The organism is uncultured Winogradskyella sp. (assembly GCF_947495255.1).
GTDB lineage: Bacteria > Bacteroidota > Bacteroidia > Flavobacteriales > Flavobacteriaceae > Winogradskyella.
The window spans coordinates 196,907-217,418 of the sequence record NZ_CANLYI010000007.1 but is presented as its reverse complement, the minus strand read 5'-3'; the positions used below and the strand labels follow the sequence as shown (position 1 = coordinate 217,418).

Here is a 20,512-nt window from a genome sequence, read left to right as displayed (position 1 = left end):
TACTCTATTTTTCAACACAAAAAACAGTCGGACTAGCCTATATACTTATAAAACTGTTAAAGTATTGTGAAGTTTTAACGCTTACCACGTAGAAAAAGAAACGCCTAAACCAATAGTGTTTTGGTAATGGTTATAATCAATTAAGGTTTCGCCATAACCTGTAAAGAATTGGGCGTGTAAATTAAGATTATCGTTAATGGGATAGAGGTAGTTAAATTGAAGGCTTCCGCGATTATCTTTAAACGAAAAAGAATTGGTAGCAATAGCATAAAACGTATGCTTTCTCAATTTATAAATAGCCGTAACACTACCATTACCTACATAACTTGTTATTAATGGGTTTTCGTCTTCAGCGTCTGGTAGCCTAATCCATGGTTTTACAAATACGGTGAGGTTTTTTCGTTCCATAGCAATATTAAACATCACACGGTTCCAACTGCGCGATCGTGGTAAATCTCTACCGTTAGACTGGTGATTAAAACTCACACTAGCCATTTTAATCGTAAACCCTGCAAAGCTGAGGTTTAAGGGATAGGTTAATATTAATTCGGGTTCATAGTTAAGCTCTCTAAACGCACGCGAAATATCCGTATTATAAATCTGCCAGTGTGCTATTTGGGTGTAACCAACCCATAAATCACCTTCGCCAAATAAAATAGATTCCGCAAGTTTGGTTTTAAAGCTTAGCTGAAATTTCATCTCAAAACTGTTGTAGTCAATTTCATCTGTTACGGTATAATCAGCATTTTCACTGTACGGAAGTCGGTTAGGACTATCAGACCATCTTGAAGCCGCAAAATATATAGGTTTATAGGCTGTAATTTTAAACGTCCCCTGTTTGTTGGCCTTATCTAAATCCCAAACCGTGGTTATGGATTTTAAGGGGGCGTGTTTCTTAATAAGTTCTTGTGCATTTAGTTTAAAACATAATAACAATAGAATGATTGCGCTTAGTATCGTTTTTATCATGTTTTGTGTTTTTTTATTGAACGCACAAAGCTATTTATATATTTTAATTATTTTGCTGTAAGCGTGTTTTTTATCCTCTAAAATAATGAGATTGTGGTTTTCCGTCTCATCTGCATTCGTTATCTTTACGGTCTTTAAAACTAAACAATTATAACAGATGAAAATTATAGGAATTGGTAAAAACTACATTAACGATATATCAGAACTTAGTGCAGCAAAAACCGGAAGTCAAACAATATTTACTAAGCCAGAGTCTAGTTTAGTAACCGATAATAAAGATGTGGTATTTCCTAACGTAACCGATCAACTAGCTTACGAAGTGGAGTTAGTTGCTAAAATCGGAAAACAAGGTAAAGATATAACACTAGAAGATGCCAACTCGTATATCTCAGCAATTGCCGTGGGTATTGATTATACAGCAACAGATGTATTAGCAGCAAGCAGAGAAAATAAAGGACCTTGGGCTTTAGCTAAAGGGTTTGATGGTGCGTCACCAATGTCTAACTTTAAACCGGTTTCAGACTTTCAAGATTTAGCAGCAATTAATTTCGATTTAAAAATTAATGGTGAACAAAAACAAGTCGGTCATACTAGTCTTATGATCTATAGTTTTGCTGAAATCATTGCTTACGTATCGTCATTTATGACATTAGAGGAAGGCGACCTTATTTTTACAGGGACACCTGCAACTGGTAAAGGTTTAAATGTAAAAGGTGATCATTTACAAGCGTCTATTGAAGGCGAGTTGTTATTAGATTTTAAATTGGTGTAAGACCAATCTTATTTATAATTAAAGAGCTCTTGTTTATGCAAGGGCTTTTTTTTTGTTATTAACGCACCTAAGATTTTATTCAGGCCAATTCTTTTAATCTAATAATTCTTTATGAAGTGTTAATGCTTTAAATAACTTAAAACAAGCACTTTGTAGTGTAAAATGGTGGTTTCGTCTAATTTATAATTAATGTTTCATAATATTTTGTAATTTTTTCGTAATCCTCTTTGTACTAAATCCTTAACAGTACAGAACTAACATAATTCGTTGTTAATACACAATTGTGAAATTTACCCAATTACGGGGCGAATTTTCATTTGAGCTTGTTCTTAATTTAAATTATTAACAAATAAACCAACCTAATTATGAAGAGTATAATTAAGTATTATTTATTACTTGCGATAACACTATTATTTTTGAACCGAATTTACTCTCAAGATATAGTAAAGCCTAATCAAACTGAAGAAATTATATACGACTATAGCACTAAGAAGATTGATGGAAACCTTCCTTTCGATTTACAATTAAATTTTATTGTTAAGAATCTTTCAGTTGATAAGATTATAACCGGACAAATTTATGAGGTTGGATATAAAAAAGGGAAGAGGTTTATTAAATACACTATAAAGGATACTTTAGGTGCAAAAACAGCTAAAACTAAAGAGTTGAGTTTTTATCCTTCTCCATCATTAAAAAACTCGAGTACAACAGCGGTTAATCCTCTAGGTCCAGGAAGACTCTATGAAATTATTTTATTTGTAAAAAATTCTAGAGAAAACAATTTGGTTTACAATGAATTTTTAAATCTATATAGTATTGATTCAAAAAATAAAGATGTCTTAAAAACTTTTTACATCAATAAAATATTGAAGCTTCGTGGAAATGTTGCTCAAAGAAAACATGAAATTGTTTCCTTTCCATCTGATTACTCTAAGTTTTTAGAGAGAATTAGTAATGTACTAGGTTTTGTAGATAATAATTCGGTTCCAAAAGCTCAAATTTTCAATAGAGATTCCACTCTGGTTACAAATAATATTATCAGAAATATTGGAAATAAGATGATTAAAAACAAACTCAATTTTAAATTGTATTCTAAAGTATTAGATAAATTTTTAAACAATGAAGATGACGAAATAGCAGCATTTTCTAGTGGTAAAACATATGATACCAAAGCTTTTGATTATTCTAAACAAATATTGAATATTAAACAGAGCATTAAGGATATTGAGGATTTATTTAATGAAATAGCAATACTTCGAACTTCTCAAAATCATAGTGACTTAGATAAATTTAGAACTCATTTTCTAATGGAGGCAAAAAAGGTGTTAAGTAATAATATAGTTGCCTTAAAGACATATAATATGAATCTTATTAAGGGGTTAAACGATAGTTTACCAGAATTGGTTGTTATTAGTGCTGGTACTGAGCATGATAATTTAAAAACAGCTAATGCAAGTTCTATTATTATAGATTTAGGACTAATGAATGCTTTTGCAAATACTAATGAGGGAGATATTAAATTTATTGCTAGACCATATATAGGACTCAATTTTCATTTTTCAGGAATAAATCGAAAACAGAAATTAAACCAAATTATTGATAAAAAATTTAGACACAGGTTTTCATTGGCATTAGGGATTACAGTTGGCGAGATAGATACTGACGATTTTGAAGATTTATATAACAAAATCAGCCCAACTTTAGGATTAAACTTTAGAGTTGATAGGCAAATTCGCTTAGGTGTGGGATCTTTATTTCTTCGAAAGAAAAATCCCAATCCCATTCTAAACAGTACAAAATTAACTTTAGCACCATATGCTTCTATTTCTTTTGACTTAGGAATTTTTGGTGATAGTAATGCGGGAAGTTTCATTAAAAAAATAGGATTTTAGTTATGAAAAAATTAAGTATAATTATTGTAGCAATATTGTGCACAAATGCCTGTACAAAAAATGAAGTAAGTTTTAACGATTTAGTTGAAATTAGAGAGAGTAGAGATTTCATAATAGCAAATGCTCAAGATACAATTACATATGTTTTGAAATTTAACAATGAAGCTACTATTAGTTTAATAAAAGCAAAGGCTGAAGTGACTAATGGAATATTTATAGATAACGATGAAAACGAATTAGTTATAGAGCCTATTCGTAACGTAGAAGACGAAATTGAGGTTATAGTTCAAGTTAGAAGTACAACTAGAGCTAGCCCAATGGAAGTAGAATTTAATATAAATGAATATAAAACACGTTATATTGTTACTTCCCAAAAATCCATTCCTAGTAATATCAATATTGAGGCATCGGCTTTTAGTGTAGGTAATAGTTATGAAAGCGAGGTTACTTTAACTGGTTCTTTGTCTAGTGAAATAGGAAGAAAAGTTTCTGATGGATATCAAGTTGTTATTAAAGATACTTTCGAGGATGGCACTCCTGTTAATGGTGTCTATAGAGCTTCTGCGCTAATTACAAATAATGGATTAATATCGGTTGTATATAGTCCAGGTAACATTTCACCTAATCAATTTATAACAATAGAAGCTATTGTAATAGATGAGAATGGTCTAGAAACAGATATTGTAAATCAATTACAATTATATATAACTGCAACAGATTAAATTATGGAACAAGAAACAGAACAAATCAATCAGGCAATTCAAGCTTTTTTAGAATCAATTGGAGAAACGAATATGGAAGCTACAGAAATTATTTTTAAAGAAAGGAAAGAAATACAAAAATCCAAACCAAATCCTATACATTGTGAATGGGTTTGGGATCCAGTGAGGAGAAGATTAGTTTGGACATGCTATTAATTTCTTTAGATATTTACTTGACTCAAGAATTAAACTCGTGTAAGACATATCTTATTTTAATTTAAAAAGCCCTTGTTTATGCAAGGGCTTTTTTTATCTTTAAGCTCCCTTAGTTTTATTCTTAATTATCCCAATTGTTTTGTTGTTTACACAAAACTACAAGGGTGTTATTAGCTAATAATTAAACAAATCTTAACTAAAAAAACCTACAAAATGGCAGAATGTATTAATTGCGGCGATTACACCAAATTTAATGGTGGTCTCTGTTTTAAATGTTACAAAAAAGAAAATAACGGTAAAGAAGTTGCTGTTGCAGAAAAACCAAAAGCTAAAACCAAAACTAAAACGAGTACATCGAAGGTTGATAAAACAAAAGATATTGCAGCCGAAAAAACTAAAGAGGTTGTCTCAAATAATTTCAATTATAATCTTACAAAAGGTAGAATTGCTGAAACTTTAATAGAGCGATTATTTGTAGACTTAGGTTTTCAGGTATTTCAATATGGTATGGAAAATACCATTCCAGGTATTAAAGATCTATTAAGAGGTGTGAAAGATGAAGTTGCAATGAACATCAGAAGAATGCCAGATTTGGTTGTTTTTAAAGATAACCAAGCACATTTTATTGAAGTTAAATTTAGAGCAAGTGGCTGTTTTAAATTAAGTGATATTGATAAAAATGGCGATTATCCTTATCAAAATGCATTAATTGTTTTAATGTCAAAAAAGCATATAAAATGTATATCTTTCGAAGAACTCCAAGATGGTAAAGAAATAACGGAATCTAGTCGAAACTATTTAGGAAACAGAAAGGAATTTGATACGGACAAAGAAAAAATTATAGAATACTGCCAATACGCAGTAAAATTCTTTGAACACGTTTAAATTATTTAACGTTAAATAGTTTTTGTAGAGATATATAAACTTTTAAAGGTTATAAAAAGACAATTAGAGATAATTGTCTTTTTAAGTTTAATGCAAGTACGGTTTTCCGTAATTAAGTTATAAGAAAATACTGTAATTTTCCTTTTGATACAAGTAGTGTTTTTCTATCTTTATAATCCCTTAGAATTAACGTTTTGTTGACTGATAGTTTTGCTTTTAAGCAAGGCCAAACAACTAATGCCTATATATGACAACACAGACTTTAAAATCTAATTTCAGTTTTCTAACAGATAACTATATTGAGTTACTGCAATTAGCGCTGTTTGCAGAGCGAAACGCTTATATAGATCCAAGTACCACCTTATCTAAATTACGTATTCTAGCTGAGAAATTATCGAGTTACTTAATCGATTTTGAACAACTTGAAGAACCTTATGATAAGAGACAGGTCACTCGATTAAGTGTATTAGGAAACAGTGCTAATATTCCTCCAGAAATGATTTCTATTCTACATACGATTAGAAAATCGGGAAACAAAGCATCGCATTCTGGTGAAGGCACGCAAGCCGAAGCAAGATATATGCTTAGACAAGCGTTTTATTTAACTAAGTGGTTTGTTGAAGTTTATGAAAATGAAGAGGTATGCGTAGATTATGAAACACCACAAGAATCTTGGTTTGTAAAGGAGGATTCTAAGACCGCAGAACTGGAGCAAGAATTGGAACTCTTAAAAAAAGAAGTTGCCAACTATAAAGAAAAAGTAAAAGAGCATACCCAAATATCAGCGGAAGCCAAACAGCAACGAAAAGAACGTGCTTATGCAAAGGCTAGGAAAACAGAAGAATCTGAAATAGAAACAAGAGACCGTATTGATAAGCAGTTAAGAGATGCGGGTTGGGAATGTGACACACCAAGTTTAAATTATAAATCGAAGAAAACGCTTCCGCAAAAAGGAAGACAAATGGCTATTGCCGAATGGAGATGCGGAACGAAATGGGCAGATTATGCCTTATTTAATGGTTTAGAACTTATTGGAATTGTCGAAGCTAAGAAGCACATTAAAAATGTAATGAGCGATTTAGGACAAGCTAAAACCTATAGCGAACTGGTAACTAATGACCACAATATTACGTTCCCTATTCATCCCAATAGTACAACTTATAAAGTGCCATTTATGTTTTCTACTAATGGAAGGCCCTATTTAGAGCAGTTTAAAACCGCTTCTGGTATTTGGTTTTGGGATGGAAGAGATCAGAAGAATTTAGCCAGACCGTTACCTGATTGGTTTTCACCAAGAGATTTGGTCGAAAAGTTAAACTACGACGAAAACGAAGGGGTAGAAAAACTTAAAAAAACAGATTACGATTTACTATCTGACCCAAGTGGTTTAGGTTTAAGAGCATATCAAGTTGACGCGATTAAAGCGGTAGAACAAAAAATACTTAATAATGTAGAAGACAGACGTGCTTTACTAGCCATGGCTACAGGTACAGGTAAAACCCGAACTATGATTGGGATGTGTTACCGATTAATTAAGTCTGGTCGCTTTAGACGTATTTTATTCTTGGTGGATAGACGTATGTTGGGGAAACAAGCGTCTGATGCTTTTAAGGAAGTGCATATTGAAGGTTTACAAACCTTTGCGCAAATATATGATCTACAAGATTTAGAAGATAAAGCATCAGAATTAGACACAAAAATACATTTTGCAACCGTACAAGGTATGGTGCAGCGTATAGCGTATTCAGACGATTCGCCTAGTGTTGGAGATTATGATTGTATAGTTGTAGACGAAGCGCATAGAGGTTATACTTTAGATAAAGAAATGGACGAAGAAGAGTTTATCCTTCGTGACCAAATCGATTTTCAGAGTAAATATCGTATGGTATTAGATTACTTTGATGCCTACCGTATTGGTTTAACCGCAACACCAGCATTACATACCAAAGATATTTTTGGAGATCCTGTATTTATGTATTCGTATCGTCAAGCCGTTATAGAAGGGTATCTTATAGATTTTGAACCACCATATGTATTTCAAACCACGTTATCTAAAGGTGGTATTGTTTGGGAGAAAGGTGATGAAGTCAAAGTGTACGATCCAGAGGAGAATGAAATTAAAGACTTAGGCGTTACAGACGATGAAATTAAAGTAGAAATCACAGGCTTTAATCGTAAAGTGATTACCGAAAACTTCAATCGTGTTATTTTAAACGAATTGATTTCTACATACGGTATTTTACCAGACAATAAAGGAAAGACTTTAATCTTTGCAGCAACCAATGCCCATGCAGATACTATAGTAAGATTACTTTATGAAGAATTCACGGAGCTTGGAGAAGATGCAGATGCTGGAGCCATAGTTAAAATAACAGGCGAGGTGTATGATCGCGAAGATTTACTACGTAAATTTAAAAATGACCAATATCCAAGCATTGTGGTTACTGTAGATTTATTAACTACAGGTATCGATGTGCCAAGTATTTCTAATTTGGTGTTTTTACGTCGTGTGAACTCACGTATTTTATATGATCAAATGATTGGTCGCGCCACAAGACGTTGTGATGAGATTGGTAAAGACGTTTTTAAGATATACGATTGTGTAGGTGTTACTGAAATTATGTCTAAAGAACAGGTGATGAAACCTGTAGCACCTTTGGTTACCAAAAGCTTTGCTAATTTAGTAGAAGAATTGGCTATTATTGAAGATGACTATGCAAAGGAAGTGAAGCTAGACCGTATCATTGCAAAAATTCAACGTAAAGTTTCTAGTTTTAGTGAGCAACAGAAAGCGCAATTCGAAATTCTTTCTGGAGAACCAACGGTTAGAGATTTTGCTAAAAAGTTAAAGGCTATAGATATTGACCATGTAAACCAATCTATTGAAGATTATGGGCATTTATGGGAATTTTTAGATAGCGAAAAAGGGAGAACTTTAGGTTATGGCACCTTATATAGTGACCATGAAGATCAAGTAGAAGAGGTGTCACGTGCTTACGAGAAAAACCTAAAGCCTAAAGATTATCTTGAATCTTTTGCTGAATTTATAAATAATAATAGAAACGAAATTGCGGCTTTAAAGATTGTGTGCACAAAGCCAAGTAGTTTAACACGTACCGAATTAAAAGAATTACGATTAATACTAGATACTCAGGGTTTTAATAAAAACAATCTGAATACAGCGTATAAAGAAGTGACTAATACTAATATAGTAGCAGATATTATTGCACACATTCGTACGTCTGCTTTAGGAGAGAATTTAGTAAGTCATCAAGAGCGCATTGCAAATGCAGTAGCCAAATTAAAAACAAGTCACGATTGGAACCAAATCCAAATAAAGTGGTTAGATAAAATTGAAGCACAATTGCAAAAAGAATCCATTATTACTTTAGAAGATTTAAATAAACCACCGTTTAGTGTCGATGGAGGATTAAAGCGTTTAGACAAAGTGTTTAAAAATGAAACAGCTCAAATTATTAAGGAGTTAAACGAGTATTTGTACGCTTAATAATAAACAATTTAAAATTATTTAATGGCAGAGGCTATAATTGAAAATATAGAACAAATTGAGGTTTTAAAACATACATTAAAACCTAAAGTCAAGACTGTAAAAGAAATTTTATATAATCAAGATTTAAAAATACCAGAATACCAAAGACCTTACAAATGGCAACCAAAAAATGTAAAACAATTATTGGAAGATATTGTTTTACATCAAAAAAAATCAGCTTACAGAATTGGTACAGCTGTTATGCATAAAGACAAGAAGGAGTTAAATATTGTAGATGGACAACAACGTATAATTACTCTTACTTTAATCGCGCATGCTTTACATAGTAATGAATCAACAAAATATTTTGCTGAAAAATATGGAGGAGAAAGTAAGTTAAAACTACTTTCAGAATCTATGGATAATGATATATCAAAAGCAAATGTTATTATTAACTATAAAGAAATAGAAAGAGAGATAAAAAATTTTACTGAAGATGAAGTTCGTTTCTTTTTTGCAAAATGTGAATTGGTATGCATCACATTGTCTAGTATTTCTGAAGCCTTTCAGTTTTTCGATTCTCAAAACGCAAGAGGTAAAGATTTAGATCCTCACGATTTATTAAAAGCTTTTCATTTGCGTGAAATGTCCGGTTTTTCAGAAAAAGAAAGACAGCAATGTATCGAAGAATGGGAAAGTAAAAATGACGATGAATTGCACGATGTTTTTTCACAATATTTATTTAGGATTCGTAGATGGTCTAAACGTAAAAATGGACGCTATCTAAACAAAACCAATGCTAATACATTTAAAGGGGTTAGTTTAGATACAACACAAGATTTTCCGTACATCTATCCTTTAAAAATAAAGAATGTTTTTACAGATGAGTTTAATCAACATCTACATAGAAAGGTCGATAATAATATAAAACTATATCCTTTTCAAATTGATCAAGTAGTTCTTAATGGACAGCGTTTTTTCGAAATGATTAGTTTTTATCAAGATAAAATACAGCAGTTAAAGGGAACTCACAGCGCAAAATACTTTAATAAAGAAGAAAAAAAATGGGTGTATGATGAAGATTATTTTCTTGGTAAGCTTCAATTTTTATCCATTAATTCAAAAGACAGTATATCTTTTAAGGTATTTAAAACCTTAGCTTTTTATGAAGGACGCAATAGATCTGGGGATCAATATGTAAGAACACTTTTTGATTGTGCACTACTTTATTATACAGATAAGTTTGGCAATAAAGATTTAGATAGAGTAATTACAAAACTATTTATTTGGGCTTATAGTTTGCGTTTAAAATTGCAAGCAGTCCAATTAGCTTCTGTAGATAATCATGCTAGAGAATGGAATAGTGTGTTTTCTATTATTAGAGAGGCAACACAACCAAAAGAGGTGTATCAAATGTATTTAGAAAGCATCGATGCTATAAAATCGAAGAAAACTAAAGATATATTAGACATGTTTAAATCTTTAAACTATTGCAATGAAAAATAATTTAGTAGAATTAAACATAGAGGAAGTGTTTTCAAACAACACCTATGCAATTCCAATATATCAACGAAATTATGCTTGGAAAGAAGCACAAATAAAACAACTTATCCAAGATATTTACGATTATGCTAAAAACGATACAGCGACTACACAACAGTATTATATTGGTAGCTTAGTGGTTTTTGAACGTAAAACGGAGGGAGGAATTGTTTATGAAACTATTGATGGACAACAACGCTTAACAACTTTGAACATTTTGTTTTCGGTTTTAAAAAATGAATTTGACATTCATATTAATAACTATAAAACAAATCTTCATTTTGATAGTAGACCAATGTCTTCTTATACTTTAGAGCATATTTATAATAAGACTAAAAAAGAAGATGTAAATAAGTCTGAAAAAAAGTTAAATGTTAGAATTACAGATGCGTATACCATCGCTAAAAATGAATTAAATAAAATTAAAAAGGCCAATCATTTAGAACAGTTTGTTAATTATTTAAAGGCAAATGTTATTATTCTAAGAGTTCCTGTGCCTAAGGATACTGATTTAAATCATTATTTCGAGATAATGAATAATCGTGGCGAGCAGCTAGAAAAACATGAAGTATTAAAAGCTAAAATGCTAAAGGTCTTTAGCAAAGAAAAAAAGGCAAGCCACGTTTTTAATACCATTTGGGAAGCTTCAGCTAATATGGAGAAATATGTACAACATGGTTTTAATACAGAGGTTCGTACTGCTCTTTTTGGAAAACATTGGAATCATTTTGAAGCAGAAATTTTTGAAGATGTTATTACTGGTTTTAATTCTAAAGTTGAAGTAGATAGTACTGCATTAACTATTGAGGCTTTATTAAAGGATAAACAACAAATAGAAATAAAAAAGGAAGAGGACGATGATTCTCCAGAACGCTTTAATTCTGTAATTAACTTTTCTAATTTCTTATTGCATATTTTAAGAGTATTGGTTAATAATAATCCTAATTATGAATCGCTTTCTAATGATGAGAAAAACATTCCTTTAGATGATAAAAGACTAATTGAAACCTTTGATTTTTTCTTAAATGTAGAAGATAAAACCAGGAAAAAAACATTTGTTGAAGACTTTGCTTTTCTGTTATTAAAAGGAAAACACTTTTACGATAAGTATATCATTAAACGTAATTTAAAAGACGAAAAATGGAGTTTAAAATATCTTAAAGTTGAGTATTATAATAAAAAAGCATCACATCAATATATAAACAGTTTAGACACTAATAATAAATCAATTTTAATGTTATTGTCAATGTTTCATGTGTCTGCACCTACATTAATTTATAAACATTGGTTAAATGCTGCATTAAATTATTTGCTGGATGATAGTAAAGAAGAAATTGATGGAGAAGATTACATCCATTATTTAGAAGACTTAAGTGATACATATTTATATGATCGTTTTCTAGCTAAAGAAGAAAAAGATTACTTTAATATTATTTATAAAAATGACGCTTATCCTAGTACTAATAAAAATGACTTAGATACATCTAAACTTAACGAAGGTACAAGCGTAGAGAATTTTATATTTAACAGATTAGACTATTTATTATGGAAACAAGATCAAGAAAAAGACAATAAACAATTTTCAGATTTTAGTTTTTCTTTCCGTACTTCTGTAGAGCATTACTATCCGCAAAATCCGATGGAAGGACAAGACCGATTAGATACCAGTATTTTAGATAATTTTGGAAATCTATGCCTAATAAGTAGAAATAAAAACTCTAAATTAAGCAACTACATGCCAACCGCCAAAAAGGAGCATTATGCAAAAAGAGGTAGTATAGAAAGCATAAAACAGCAAATTATGATGCAAGAAAAGCATTGGCAGGAGAATGAAATTAAGGAGCACGCAGAAAAAATGGTAAAAACACTTTTAACAACAAACATATAAATGGCATTAACAACCCAAGAAATAGTAAACAAACTCTGGAACCTTTGTAACGTATTACGCGACGATGGTATCACATATCACCAATACCTAAACGAGCTCACCTTTATTCTGTTCTTAAAAATGGCAGAAGAAACCGACTATAACGATAAATTACCAGAAGGCTACCGTTGGGAAGACTTAAAACATAAAGAGGGTATAGAACTATCTACATTTTACAGAGAGTTGTTATTGCATTTAGGCACCAAAACAACAGGTAAAATCCAGAAAATATACAACAACGCACAAACCAGTATTCAAGAACCAGCCAACCTACGTAAAATTATAAAACATATCGACGAGCTCGATTGGTTTGAAGCCAAAGACGAAGGTTTAGGAGAAATGTACGAAGGCTTGTTAGAAAAAAATGCGAGCGAGAAAAAATCTGGAGCAGGACAATACTTTACACCAAGACCATTAATTAATGTGATGGTGCGTTTAATGGATCCTAAAGTGGGCGAACGCCTTAACGATCCTGCATGTGGAACCTATGGATTTATGATTGCTGCACACCATTATATTTTAAAGCACAACGATCTTTATAATCTTACAGAAGCACAAAACAACCATTTGCAAAACGAGCAATATTCGGGTTGTGAGTTGGTAGGCGATACACACCGTTTGGCCATGATGAATTCCTTTTTACATGGCATGGGAGGAAACATTGCACTAGGCGATTCTTTAAGTAGCTATGGCGAAAGCATAAAAAATAAAGACCTCGTTTTAGCTAACCCACCATTTGGAACTAAAAAAGGAGGAGACAGACCAACCCGAACAGATTTAGTCTATCCAACCTCTAACAAACAATTAAACTTTTTACAAGGTATTTACCGCAGTTTACATACAAGAGGTGGCGCAAGAGCAGCCGTAGTATTACCAGATAATGTGTTGTTTGAAGATGGTGACGGACAAAACGTACGTAAAGACCTGATGGAAAAATGCAACTTACATACCATTTTACGTTTGCCAACAGGTATTTTTTACGCCGCAGGTGTAAAAACCAATGTACTATTTTTTGAGCGTGGTACCACAGATAAAGCAAATACCAAAGACGTATGGTTTTACGATATGCGTACCAATATGCCCAACTTTGGGAAACGCACACCGTTTACCGAAAGCTACTTTGTAGATTTTGAGAAAGCCTACACAGCCAAAGACCGAAACAAAATTAAAGACGAACGCTTTAGCTGTATTACCAGAGAAGTTATTGCTAAAAAGAACGATTCTTTAGATTTAGGACTAATTGCAGACGACAGCATTACCAAAGCCGAAGATATTGGCGAACCTATAGATATTGCCAAAGAAGCGTTAACTGAGTTAACTAGCATTACCACAGCGTTGAATGCCATAATTAAAGCATTAAACTAGATGGACAAGAAATTACCTAAAAATTGGGAAAGGGTTGGTTTTACTGAAATATTTGGTATTAATGGAGGAACTCAGCCACCAAAAAGTCAATTTATTCATGAGCCAAAAGAAGGATACATAAGATTATTGCAAATAAGAGATTTCGGGAAAAAGCCTGTTCCAACATATATTCCAAATACTGGAAAATTAAGAACTTGTGAAAAGGATGATATTTTAATTGCTAGATATGGAGCTTCTATTGGAAGAATAGTAACAGGAGAAGAAGGTGCTTATAATGTAGCTTTAGCTAAAGTTAATATTCCTGAAGTTATGAATAAGAACTTTGTTAAGTGGCTTTTAAAATCTCATATATTTCAAAATAAAATAGTTTCTTTTCAAAGAACAGCTCAAAGTGGATTTAATAAAGATGATTTGTCAGGTATCAAAGTACCACTTCCACCACTAGCAGAACAACAACGTATTGTTGCCAAGTTAGACGAATTATTTGGTCATCTAGACACGCTTAAAACCCGTTTAAACAACATACCACAAATCCTTAAAAATTTTAGACAAGCGGTGTTAACCCAAGCGGTAACAGGTAAGCTTACTGAGGAATGGCGTGTTGGGAAGGAGTTGGAGGAGTGGGAAGAAACTAATTTAGAACATCTAGTTTTATTTGCAGGGAATGGACTTTCTAAAAGAAGTGGAGAAGGAGAAGACTTAACCGTTTTAAGATTAGCCGATTTTAAAAATGGGATACGAGTTTTTGGTAATGAAAGAAAGATTCAGCTAACAGAAAAAGAACAAATTAAATATACATTAAACAATAATGACTTATTAATTATTAGGGTAAATGGTAGTGTAGATTTAGCAGGTCTTTTTATTCTATATAATAATGAGGGAAATAAGGAAGCTTTCTGTGACCATTTCATAAGGTTAACTGTTGATTCAGAAAGGATAATCCCTTTATATCTTACTTATATTTCAAATAATGGAGATGGTAGATTATACCTTAAGAACTCATTGTCAACTAGTGCTGGACAAAATACTATAAATCAAAAATCGGTTAAAGGGTTGTCTATAAATTTACCTTCTGTGGAAGAGCAAACCGAAATCGTAAAACGTGTAGAACATTTATTTGCCAAAGCAGATGCAATAGAAGCCCAATACCAAATTCTTAAAACAAAAATAGATAGTTTACCGCAAGCTATTTTAGCTAAAGCTTTTAAAGGTGACTTGGTGGAGCAGTTGGATACGGACGGTAGTGCTGAGGTTTTGTTGGAGGAGATACAGAAGTTAAAAGAAGCGTCATTGCGAGGTGCGAAGCAATCTGTTAAAAATATGTCAAAAAATAACACTAAGGAGGTTTTGGGAAGAGTTGCTGAGGGAACTACTAAATATAGCAAAAGATGATAGCAGCCATTTATGTTTATCCTAATAGTTTGCCACATCTTTTTGGTGAAGATCACGAGGCTATAACCTTAAATCTTGGAGGTAAGTACTTTTATAGAGTTGGAGAGGTCAGAGGGCATTCAAGAATCTTAGATAAAGAACGTAACAGTTTATATGTTGATAGGTTTTGGCCAGAAGGAGTTTCATTAATATCTGCTATTGTTGGCGCAAATGGAACGGGTAAATCAACAATTTTGCAGGCGATTAAATTAAGTTGCCAGTTGGTACTTGAAGAGGATGATGCGGCTGTTGTGATTTGGGCGAAAGATGCTGGTCAATTGTTTTATTATACACCTTATCTCACAGAAAACAGATCAGACGAGGATGGGTCTAATGTGCATAATCTTTCAAAACTTAGTCAAATGTCTAATGATTCTAAATATGAAAATTTAGATTTTAGTGGACATTGGGAATATCATAAATCAGAAAGACTTAAAAGAATTATTTTATTAGTAGAAAATGAGAAGTATAAAAAATCACTGCAAGAATTAGAAATTACAACATTTGAACGAGTTCAAATTAAGTTTTTAAAAATCACAAAGGATCATTGGAATGTATCAAGAAATTTTGTGCCGTTTTTTGAGTCATTCGAGAAGCTAAAAGAAAAAGAATGGACTAAAAATGAAGAAGATTTAATTGATAAACTAGGCTTGAAAAGTGCTGCCGATATTAAAGAAAGTAGAGAATATCAGGTAAATAGCAGGAAATCGAGACTTAGACTAACTATCCTAGAGAGTATCATTAAAAAGGTTCATTCCATTTTAGAGAATACAGGGAATAAATTTTTAGAAGAAGGTTATATAAATGATGATTTAGGAACTTCAAGTCAGAAATTTAAAGAAATCACATCTACTAAAGAGGCGTTTTTTTGGTTCATCGAAAATGCTTACTTCGAAATTAGAAAGCAAAAATATTATTTACCAATCGATGAAATTAGAAAATTCACAAATCTACTTTTAGAATTTGTAGAATTCAATAATCAAATTGATAATTGGACGATATTAACCGTGAATTTTGCTGAAACTAAAACTATAATTGATGCTTATCAAAGTTTTCTTTTATCTTTTAAAGAGGTCTTTACTTATGATGAGAAGATTTTTATGACATTTTCACCAGATAAAACTTTAAGCACGGGTGAGATGTCTTTTTATGAGTTATTCTCAGCTTTAAATTATAGTAACTATAGAATTGAAAAGAAGTTAGATTTAACAGCTTATCAAGAACAGGAACTTGTAAATTATGAAGATTTTATAGTCCTTTTAGATGAAGCTGATTTGGGGTTTCATCCCTTTTGGAAAAGAAAGTATATACAATTTTTGTCGCTTATGCTTCCAGATATATTTGTTGATAAAAAAATACAATTGATTATAAGTACTCATGATCCATTGACGCTTTCAGATATTCCAAATAATAATATCATATACCTTAAAAAAGAAAATTCTATTGTTCGGGAGTTAGGAATATATGATTCAGAACGTCCACAGAAATCTTTTGCAGCAAATATTACAGATTTATTAGCGGATTCATTTTTTGTAGATGATGGCCTAATAGGAGATTTTGCAAAAGATAAAATTAAAGAGGTAATAAATAATTTAAATTTCTTGATTTTAGAAGGTGAAATAAGAGATTTAAGAAAACAAAATGAATCTAATTATAAGGATTTATTAAGAGACAAAGAGGAACAATATAGAGATTTAGAAGGGAAGTTTTCTCGTAGAGAAAAACAGTATTTAAAATCTGTAATCGAAATTATAGATGAGCCTATTTTAAAACATAAGATGGATGAAATGTATTATCAAGCTTTCCCTAGTGAAATAGATAAGGATGAGGCCATAAAAAGAGCAAAGCGAATTCTTGGTAATGCAGGTTTAAATATTAAAGATTTAAAATAATATAGCTAATGATTTATTTAGGTGATCAAACAGATGGTTTAAATGCTTATAGTAAGGAGGCTGTATGCTGGTTAGGTGTTAAGCTTAAAGGAAGGAGAGGTTTTAATTGCGGAGATTCTACTTGTTACCCTTGTAATCATAGTAATATTAGAAGTAACATCGATCAAGAGTTTAGAGACCTATTTGATGACGCTTTAATTAAAGAAATAATAGAAGCAAAACCCAGACGTTTATTAGAATTAAATGGAGAATTATTAACTGCCTTTACAATACAACATGGTAAAACAACTGATGACTTTAGGAGGAACGCAAAAAATCTATTTTTAAATTCTGGCTACAAGGTTTGGTTTTTGACAGACGAAAATTCTGGTGAAAAGTGGAATTATCGTTTAGCTAGATTATTAGATAAACATACTTGTACATATTGCAATAGAGAGTACACTTTTGTTTTAAGAAACCCATCTGGTATTGGTAAAGGCATGGTGCCACAGATTGATCACTGGTTTGCAAAAACAGATTATCCACTTTTGGCTATTTCATTTTACAATCTAATTCCTTCATGTGGCACTTGCAATACCATTAAATCCTCAACGAATTTAAATTTAATAGATCATTTACATCCATACGTAGATTCTAATATTTCTAGCACCTATGAATTTAGCTATTTGCCTATTACAAACATAGACAATAGAATAATACTTAAAAACAGCTCTTTGTTTAATAGTAAAGGATTAGATACAGTGAATGCGCTCAATTTACCTTTAATATATAAAGGGCATTCAGGCAAAGAGTTACAAGATTTAATTGATTTGAGGTATAAATATTCTGATAATTATCTCAATATACTTTTGGAAGATACTTTTGGAGATTTACATATATCAAAAGAAGAACGTTATAGGCTAATTTTTGGAATTGAGTTAGATGAAGAAAATCATCACAAACGCATATTTAGCAAGTTTAAAGGAGATATTATTAGTGAACTTTTATCAATAAAATAGAATACTATATGTCTTATGAATATTAGAAGAAAACAATTATGCCTTAACTATCTAAAAGCAAGACAGGAATTTTTAGAGGTTGCTAATAATGATGAGGTCTTACACGGAAACGACAATATCATAGGTCGAATAGGTGAGGCTATTGCACACTCTTTTTTAGAGCAAATGGAGAGACGACCCAAAGTAGTAAAACACCAATCTAATGAAGGTTATGATATTATCTGCGAAAACAATGATTCTAGAGTATCAGTTAAAATGATTACTTCAGAAAATAAAAGAGGTAGTACATCTAAAATTAACCATAAATGGGATGAGTTAATTGGTATAGAGTTAGGCGAAGATTTAAAAGTGAAAAATTTTGGACTAATAACCAAAGAAGCTTTTCTAGAAGAACAAAAAAGAAAAAACCAAAGTTTAGAACCCAACTTTAGTAGAAACATGTTTAAAGAAAATGGAGTGTTTGCTTTAGCTGGGATACTGTTCTCAATAGAGCAAATAGAAGAGTATAATTTATTATAGTTTATTGGTTGATAAAGAATAGGTATTGTAAGCTATTGCCTTAAAATAGGTTTATATGGATATATAAAAAACATTTGAATGATAGAATCTATAAAATATGCAACGATTTCAAGCATATACGTTAAAAATTTAATCTTTTATGAGGAAGGAAAAGAGAAAAGCTTGATTAAGTTTTGCCAAAAAAATGGGATATCTCATTTACCAGATGCTGACAGAAAAACTATTTATAAACTAAAGCAAGATAAATTTGTTGAGGTTCCTCTAACAGCAGATCTTATATGCCATCCGTTTGATAGGCTATTTGATCAAAATACTTTAAATAAATTTGAAAATGGTGACCATGATGAAGTCATGTTTGTGGTTGAAGATGATATTATTAAAGGTGTTGTTCATATTGTTGATTATAATAATGATTTTTTAAATATAGAATTTTATAAAGCTAGTTATAATCTAGAGCGTATGTTACGTGACTATTTAGTAGCATGTGGTGAAACTAATGTATCTATAATCGATTGGATGCAAGACAAAGCAAGTACTAATAAATTTTGGGAAAATAGATTTTATCAATGTATGCCAATTAATACAGAGAAACGTAATCGACTAATTAAAAAACGAAGAGATTTAAAAGAATTTCAAACCTTTTATCTAAATGACTTACTTCTTTTTGCTGCATCAAAAAAGTTGGTATCGGACAAATTTAAAAAAAACATAGAATCGGTAAAGCAAGTAAGAAATTGGGTAGCACACAATAAAGACTTGGCGTATCGTACAGGAGACATAGATAAGCCCTTATATAACATAAAAGAACTTAAAGAATTTGTAGCAAATGCGAATCATTTTTTTGAATGTTATGAAGAATTAGAATTTAAAAACCTTAATAACTAGTTTGTTAGGTGGTCGTGAAGTGAATTAAAATGAAATAACAGATCAATATTAAATAACAATCAAATTATATTATTAACCTATTATGAGTCATCGTCCACAAACCATACAAATATTCCTCCCAGACGGTTCACCAACCAGTATTAGAGAAGCAGAACTTACCAATAGATTAGTAAAGGCGATTCTGTTTCCAAGAAATAAACTACAACAAGTAGCCAAACGCGACATGGTACATTTTACTGGTGTTTATTTTTTGTTTGGTAATACAGAAGATGGCGCAAAACCCATAGTGTATATTGGAGAAGGTGAGGATTGTTTTACACGGATACAATCTCATAACCGTAAAAAAGACTTTTGGACACATTGTGTCATCATCACAACTAAAACCGACGAGTACACCAAAACTGATGGAAAGTATTTAGAGCATTATTGTTTAGCTAAAGCCAAAGAAATTGGTAGATATGCTACAGATAACGATACGGGTTCTAAAAAGCCATCTATTAGCGAAAGTAGAGAGTATGATTTATTAGATAATTTTGATACCGCTAAAATACTGTTAGCAACTTTGGGTTATCCCATTTTTGAAGAGAAACGAAAAGCAAAAAGCCCTAAAGAATTGTTTTACTGTCAAGGAAAAGAAGCATCTGCTGTAGGTGAATTAACAGATGATGGTTTTCTTATTTATAAAGATGGTAAAGCTAATATAGAAACGACCCAAGGCATGAATAAATGGATTGGTGTTTTGCGTAAGCGATTATTAGAAGAAGACATCTTAAAGAAAGAGAATAATGTTTACGTGTTTCAGCAAGATTATATATTTAATTCTCCAAGTGCTGCTGCCGCAACTGTTTTAGGGCGTTCTGCAAATGGTTGGACCTCTTGGAAAGATAAAAATGGTAAAACATTAGATGAGTTGAAGCGGAAATAATATAATTTATTAAGATAAGTATAGAAATTTATAAACTGTAATTGGAAACTAAAACTATACCACATATAGAATTATTTACAGATGGAGGAGCAGAACCAAATCC

At 31.5% G+C, this 20,512-nt stretch carries 16 protein-coding genes; 15 read left to right on the top strand and 1 reads right to left on the bottom strand.

Annotation, left to right across the window (positions count from 1 at the left end):
• Positions 1–81: 81 nt before the first annotated feature.
• Positions 82–969: a phospholipase A gene (locus Q0807_RS12990; RefSeq protein ID WP_299110461.1), complete on the bottom strand. Its 888-nt coding sequence runs from the start codon at positions 967–969 to the stop codon at positions 82–84.
• Positions 970–1,126: 157 nt separating this feature from the next.
• On the opposite strand from Q0807_RS12990, the gene Q0807_RS12985 reads away from it, so the two are divergent.
• The 15 genes from Q0807_RS12985 to Q0807_RS12915 all read left to right on the top strand — a co-directional run bounded on the left by Q0807_RS12985 (position 1,127) and on the right by Q0807_RS12915 (position 20,409).
• A complete protein-coding gene (locus Q0807_RS12985; RefSeq protein WP_299110460.1) occupies positions 1,127–1,741 on the top strand; it encodes a fumarylacetoacetate hydrolase family protein in 615 nt (204 codons plus the stop codon).
• Between the two features lie 365 nt (positions 1,742–2,106).
• Positions 2,107–3,633 (top strand): hypothetical protein, encoded by a 1,527-nt coding sequence (locus Q0807_RS12980; RefSeq protein ID WP_299110459.1) that lies wholly within the window; start codon positions 2,107–2,109, stop codon positions 3,631–3,633.
• A 2-nt stretch (positions 3,634–3,635) separates the two neighbouring features.
• Positions 3,636–4,355 carry a hypothetical protein gene (locus Q0807_RS12975; protein WP_299110458.1) on the top strand — a complete coding sequence of 240 codons (720 nt, stop codon included), beginning with the start codon at positions 3,636–3,638 and terminating at the stop codon, positions 4,353–4,355.
• Between the two features lie 3 nt (positions 4,356–4,358).
• Entirely contained in the window at positions 4,359–4,550 is a 192-nt protein-coding gene (locus Q0807_RS12970; RefSeq protein WP_299110457.1) for a hypothetical protein, read from the top strand.
• A 213-nt stretch (positions 4,551–4,763) separates the two neighbouring features.
• Positions 4,764–5,435, top strand: a complete 672-nt coding sequence (locus Q0807_RS12965) for a hypothetical protein (protein ID WP_299110456.1) — start codon at positions 4,764–4,766, stop codon at positions 5,433–5,435.
• A 247-nt stretch (positions 5,436–5,682) separates the two neighbouring features.
• Positions 5,683–8,943: a type I restriction-modification system endonuclease gene (hsdR, locus tag Q0807_RS12960; RefSeq protein WP_299110455.1), complete on the top strand. Its 3,261-nt coding sequence runs from the start codon at positions 5,683–5,685 to the stop codon at positions 8,941–8,943.
• Between the two features lie 24 nt (positions 8,944–8,967).
• Complete coding sequence (locus tag Q0807_RS12955; RefSeq protein ID WP_299110454.1) at positions 8,968–10,431, top strand: DUF262 domain-containing protein; 1,464 nt, start codon at positions 8,968–8,970, stop codon at positions 10,429–10,431.
• Complete coding sequence (locus Q0807_RS12950; RefSeq protein WP_299110453.1) at positions 10,421–12,355, top strand: DUF262 domain-containing protein; 1,935 nt, start codon at positions 10,421–10,423, stop codon at positions 12,353–12,355. Before Q0807_RS12955 ends, Q0807_RS12950 begins: the two co-directional genes overlap by 11 nt.
• Positions 12,356–13,759 (top strand): N-6 DNA methylase, encoded by a 1,404-nt coding sequence (locus Q0807_RS12945; RefSeq protein WP_299110451.1) that lies wholly within the window; start codon positions 12,356–12,358, stop codon positions 13,757–13,759. It abuts the gene before it with no gap.
• Positions 13,760–15,151 (top strand): restriction endonuclease subunit S, encoded by a 1,392-nt coding sequence (locus tag Q0807_RS12940; RefSeq protein ID WP_299110449.1) that lies wholly within the window; start codon positions 13,760–13,762, stop codon positions 15,149–15,151.
• Positions 15,148–17,082: a hypothetical protein gene (locus tag Q0807_RS12935; RefSeq protein WP_299110448.1), complete on the top strand. Its 1,935-nt coding sequence runs from the start codon at positions 15,148–15,150 to the stop codon at positions 17,080–17,082. The genes Q0807_RS12940 and Q0807_RS12935 overlap by 4 nt, the downstream gene beginning before the upstream one ends.
• 8 nt (positions 17,083–17,090) lie before the next feature.
• Positions 17,091–18,080, top strand: coding sequence for a hypothetical protein (locus Q0807_RS12930; protein ID WP_299110447.1), 990 nt, complete (start codon positions 17,091–17,093; stop codon positions 18,078–18,080).
• Positions 18,081–18,095: 15 nt separating this feature from the next.
• Positions 18,096–18,599 carry a hypothetical protein gene (locus tag Q0807_RS12925; RefSeq protein WP_299110446.1) on the top strand — a complete coding sequence of 168 codons (504 nt, stop codon included), beginning with the start codon at positions 18,096–18,098 and terminating at the stop codon, positions 18,597–18,599.
• 78 nt (positions 18,600–18,677) lie between these two features.
• Positions 18,678–19,484, top strand: coding sequence for a hypothetical protein (locus Q0807_RS12920; protein WP_299110445.1), 807 nt, complete (start codon positions 18,678–18,680; stop codon positions 19,482–19,484).
• An 82-nt stretch (positions 19,485–19,566) separates the two neighbouring features.
• On the top strand, positions 19,567–20,409 hold the full coding sequence (locus Q0807_RS12915; RefSeq protein WP_299110444.1) for a GIY-YIG nuclease family protein: 843 nt from the start codon (positions 19,567–19,569) through the stop codon (positions 20,407–20,409).
• The last annotated feature ends 103 nt before the right edge of the window (positions 20,410–20,512 follow it).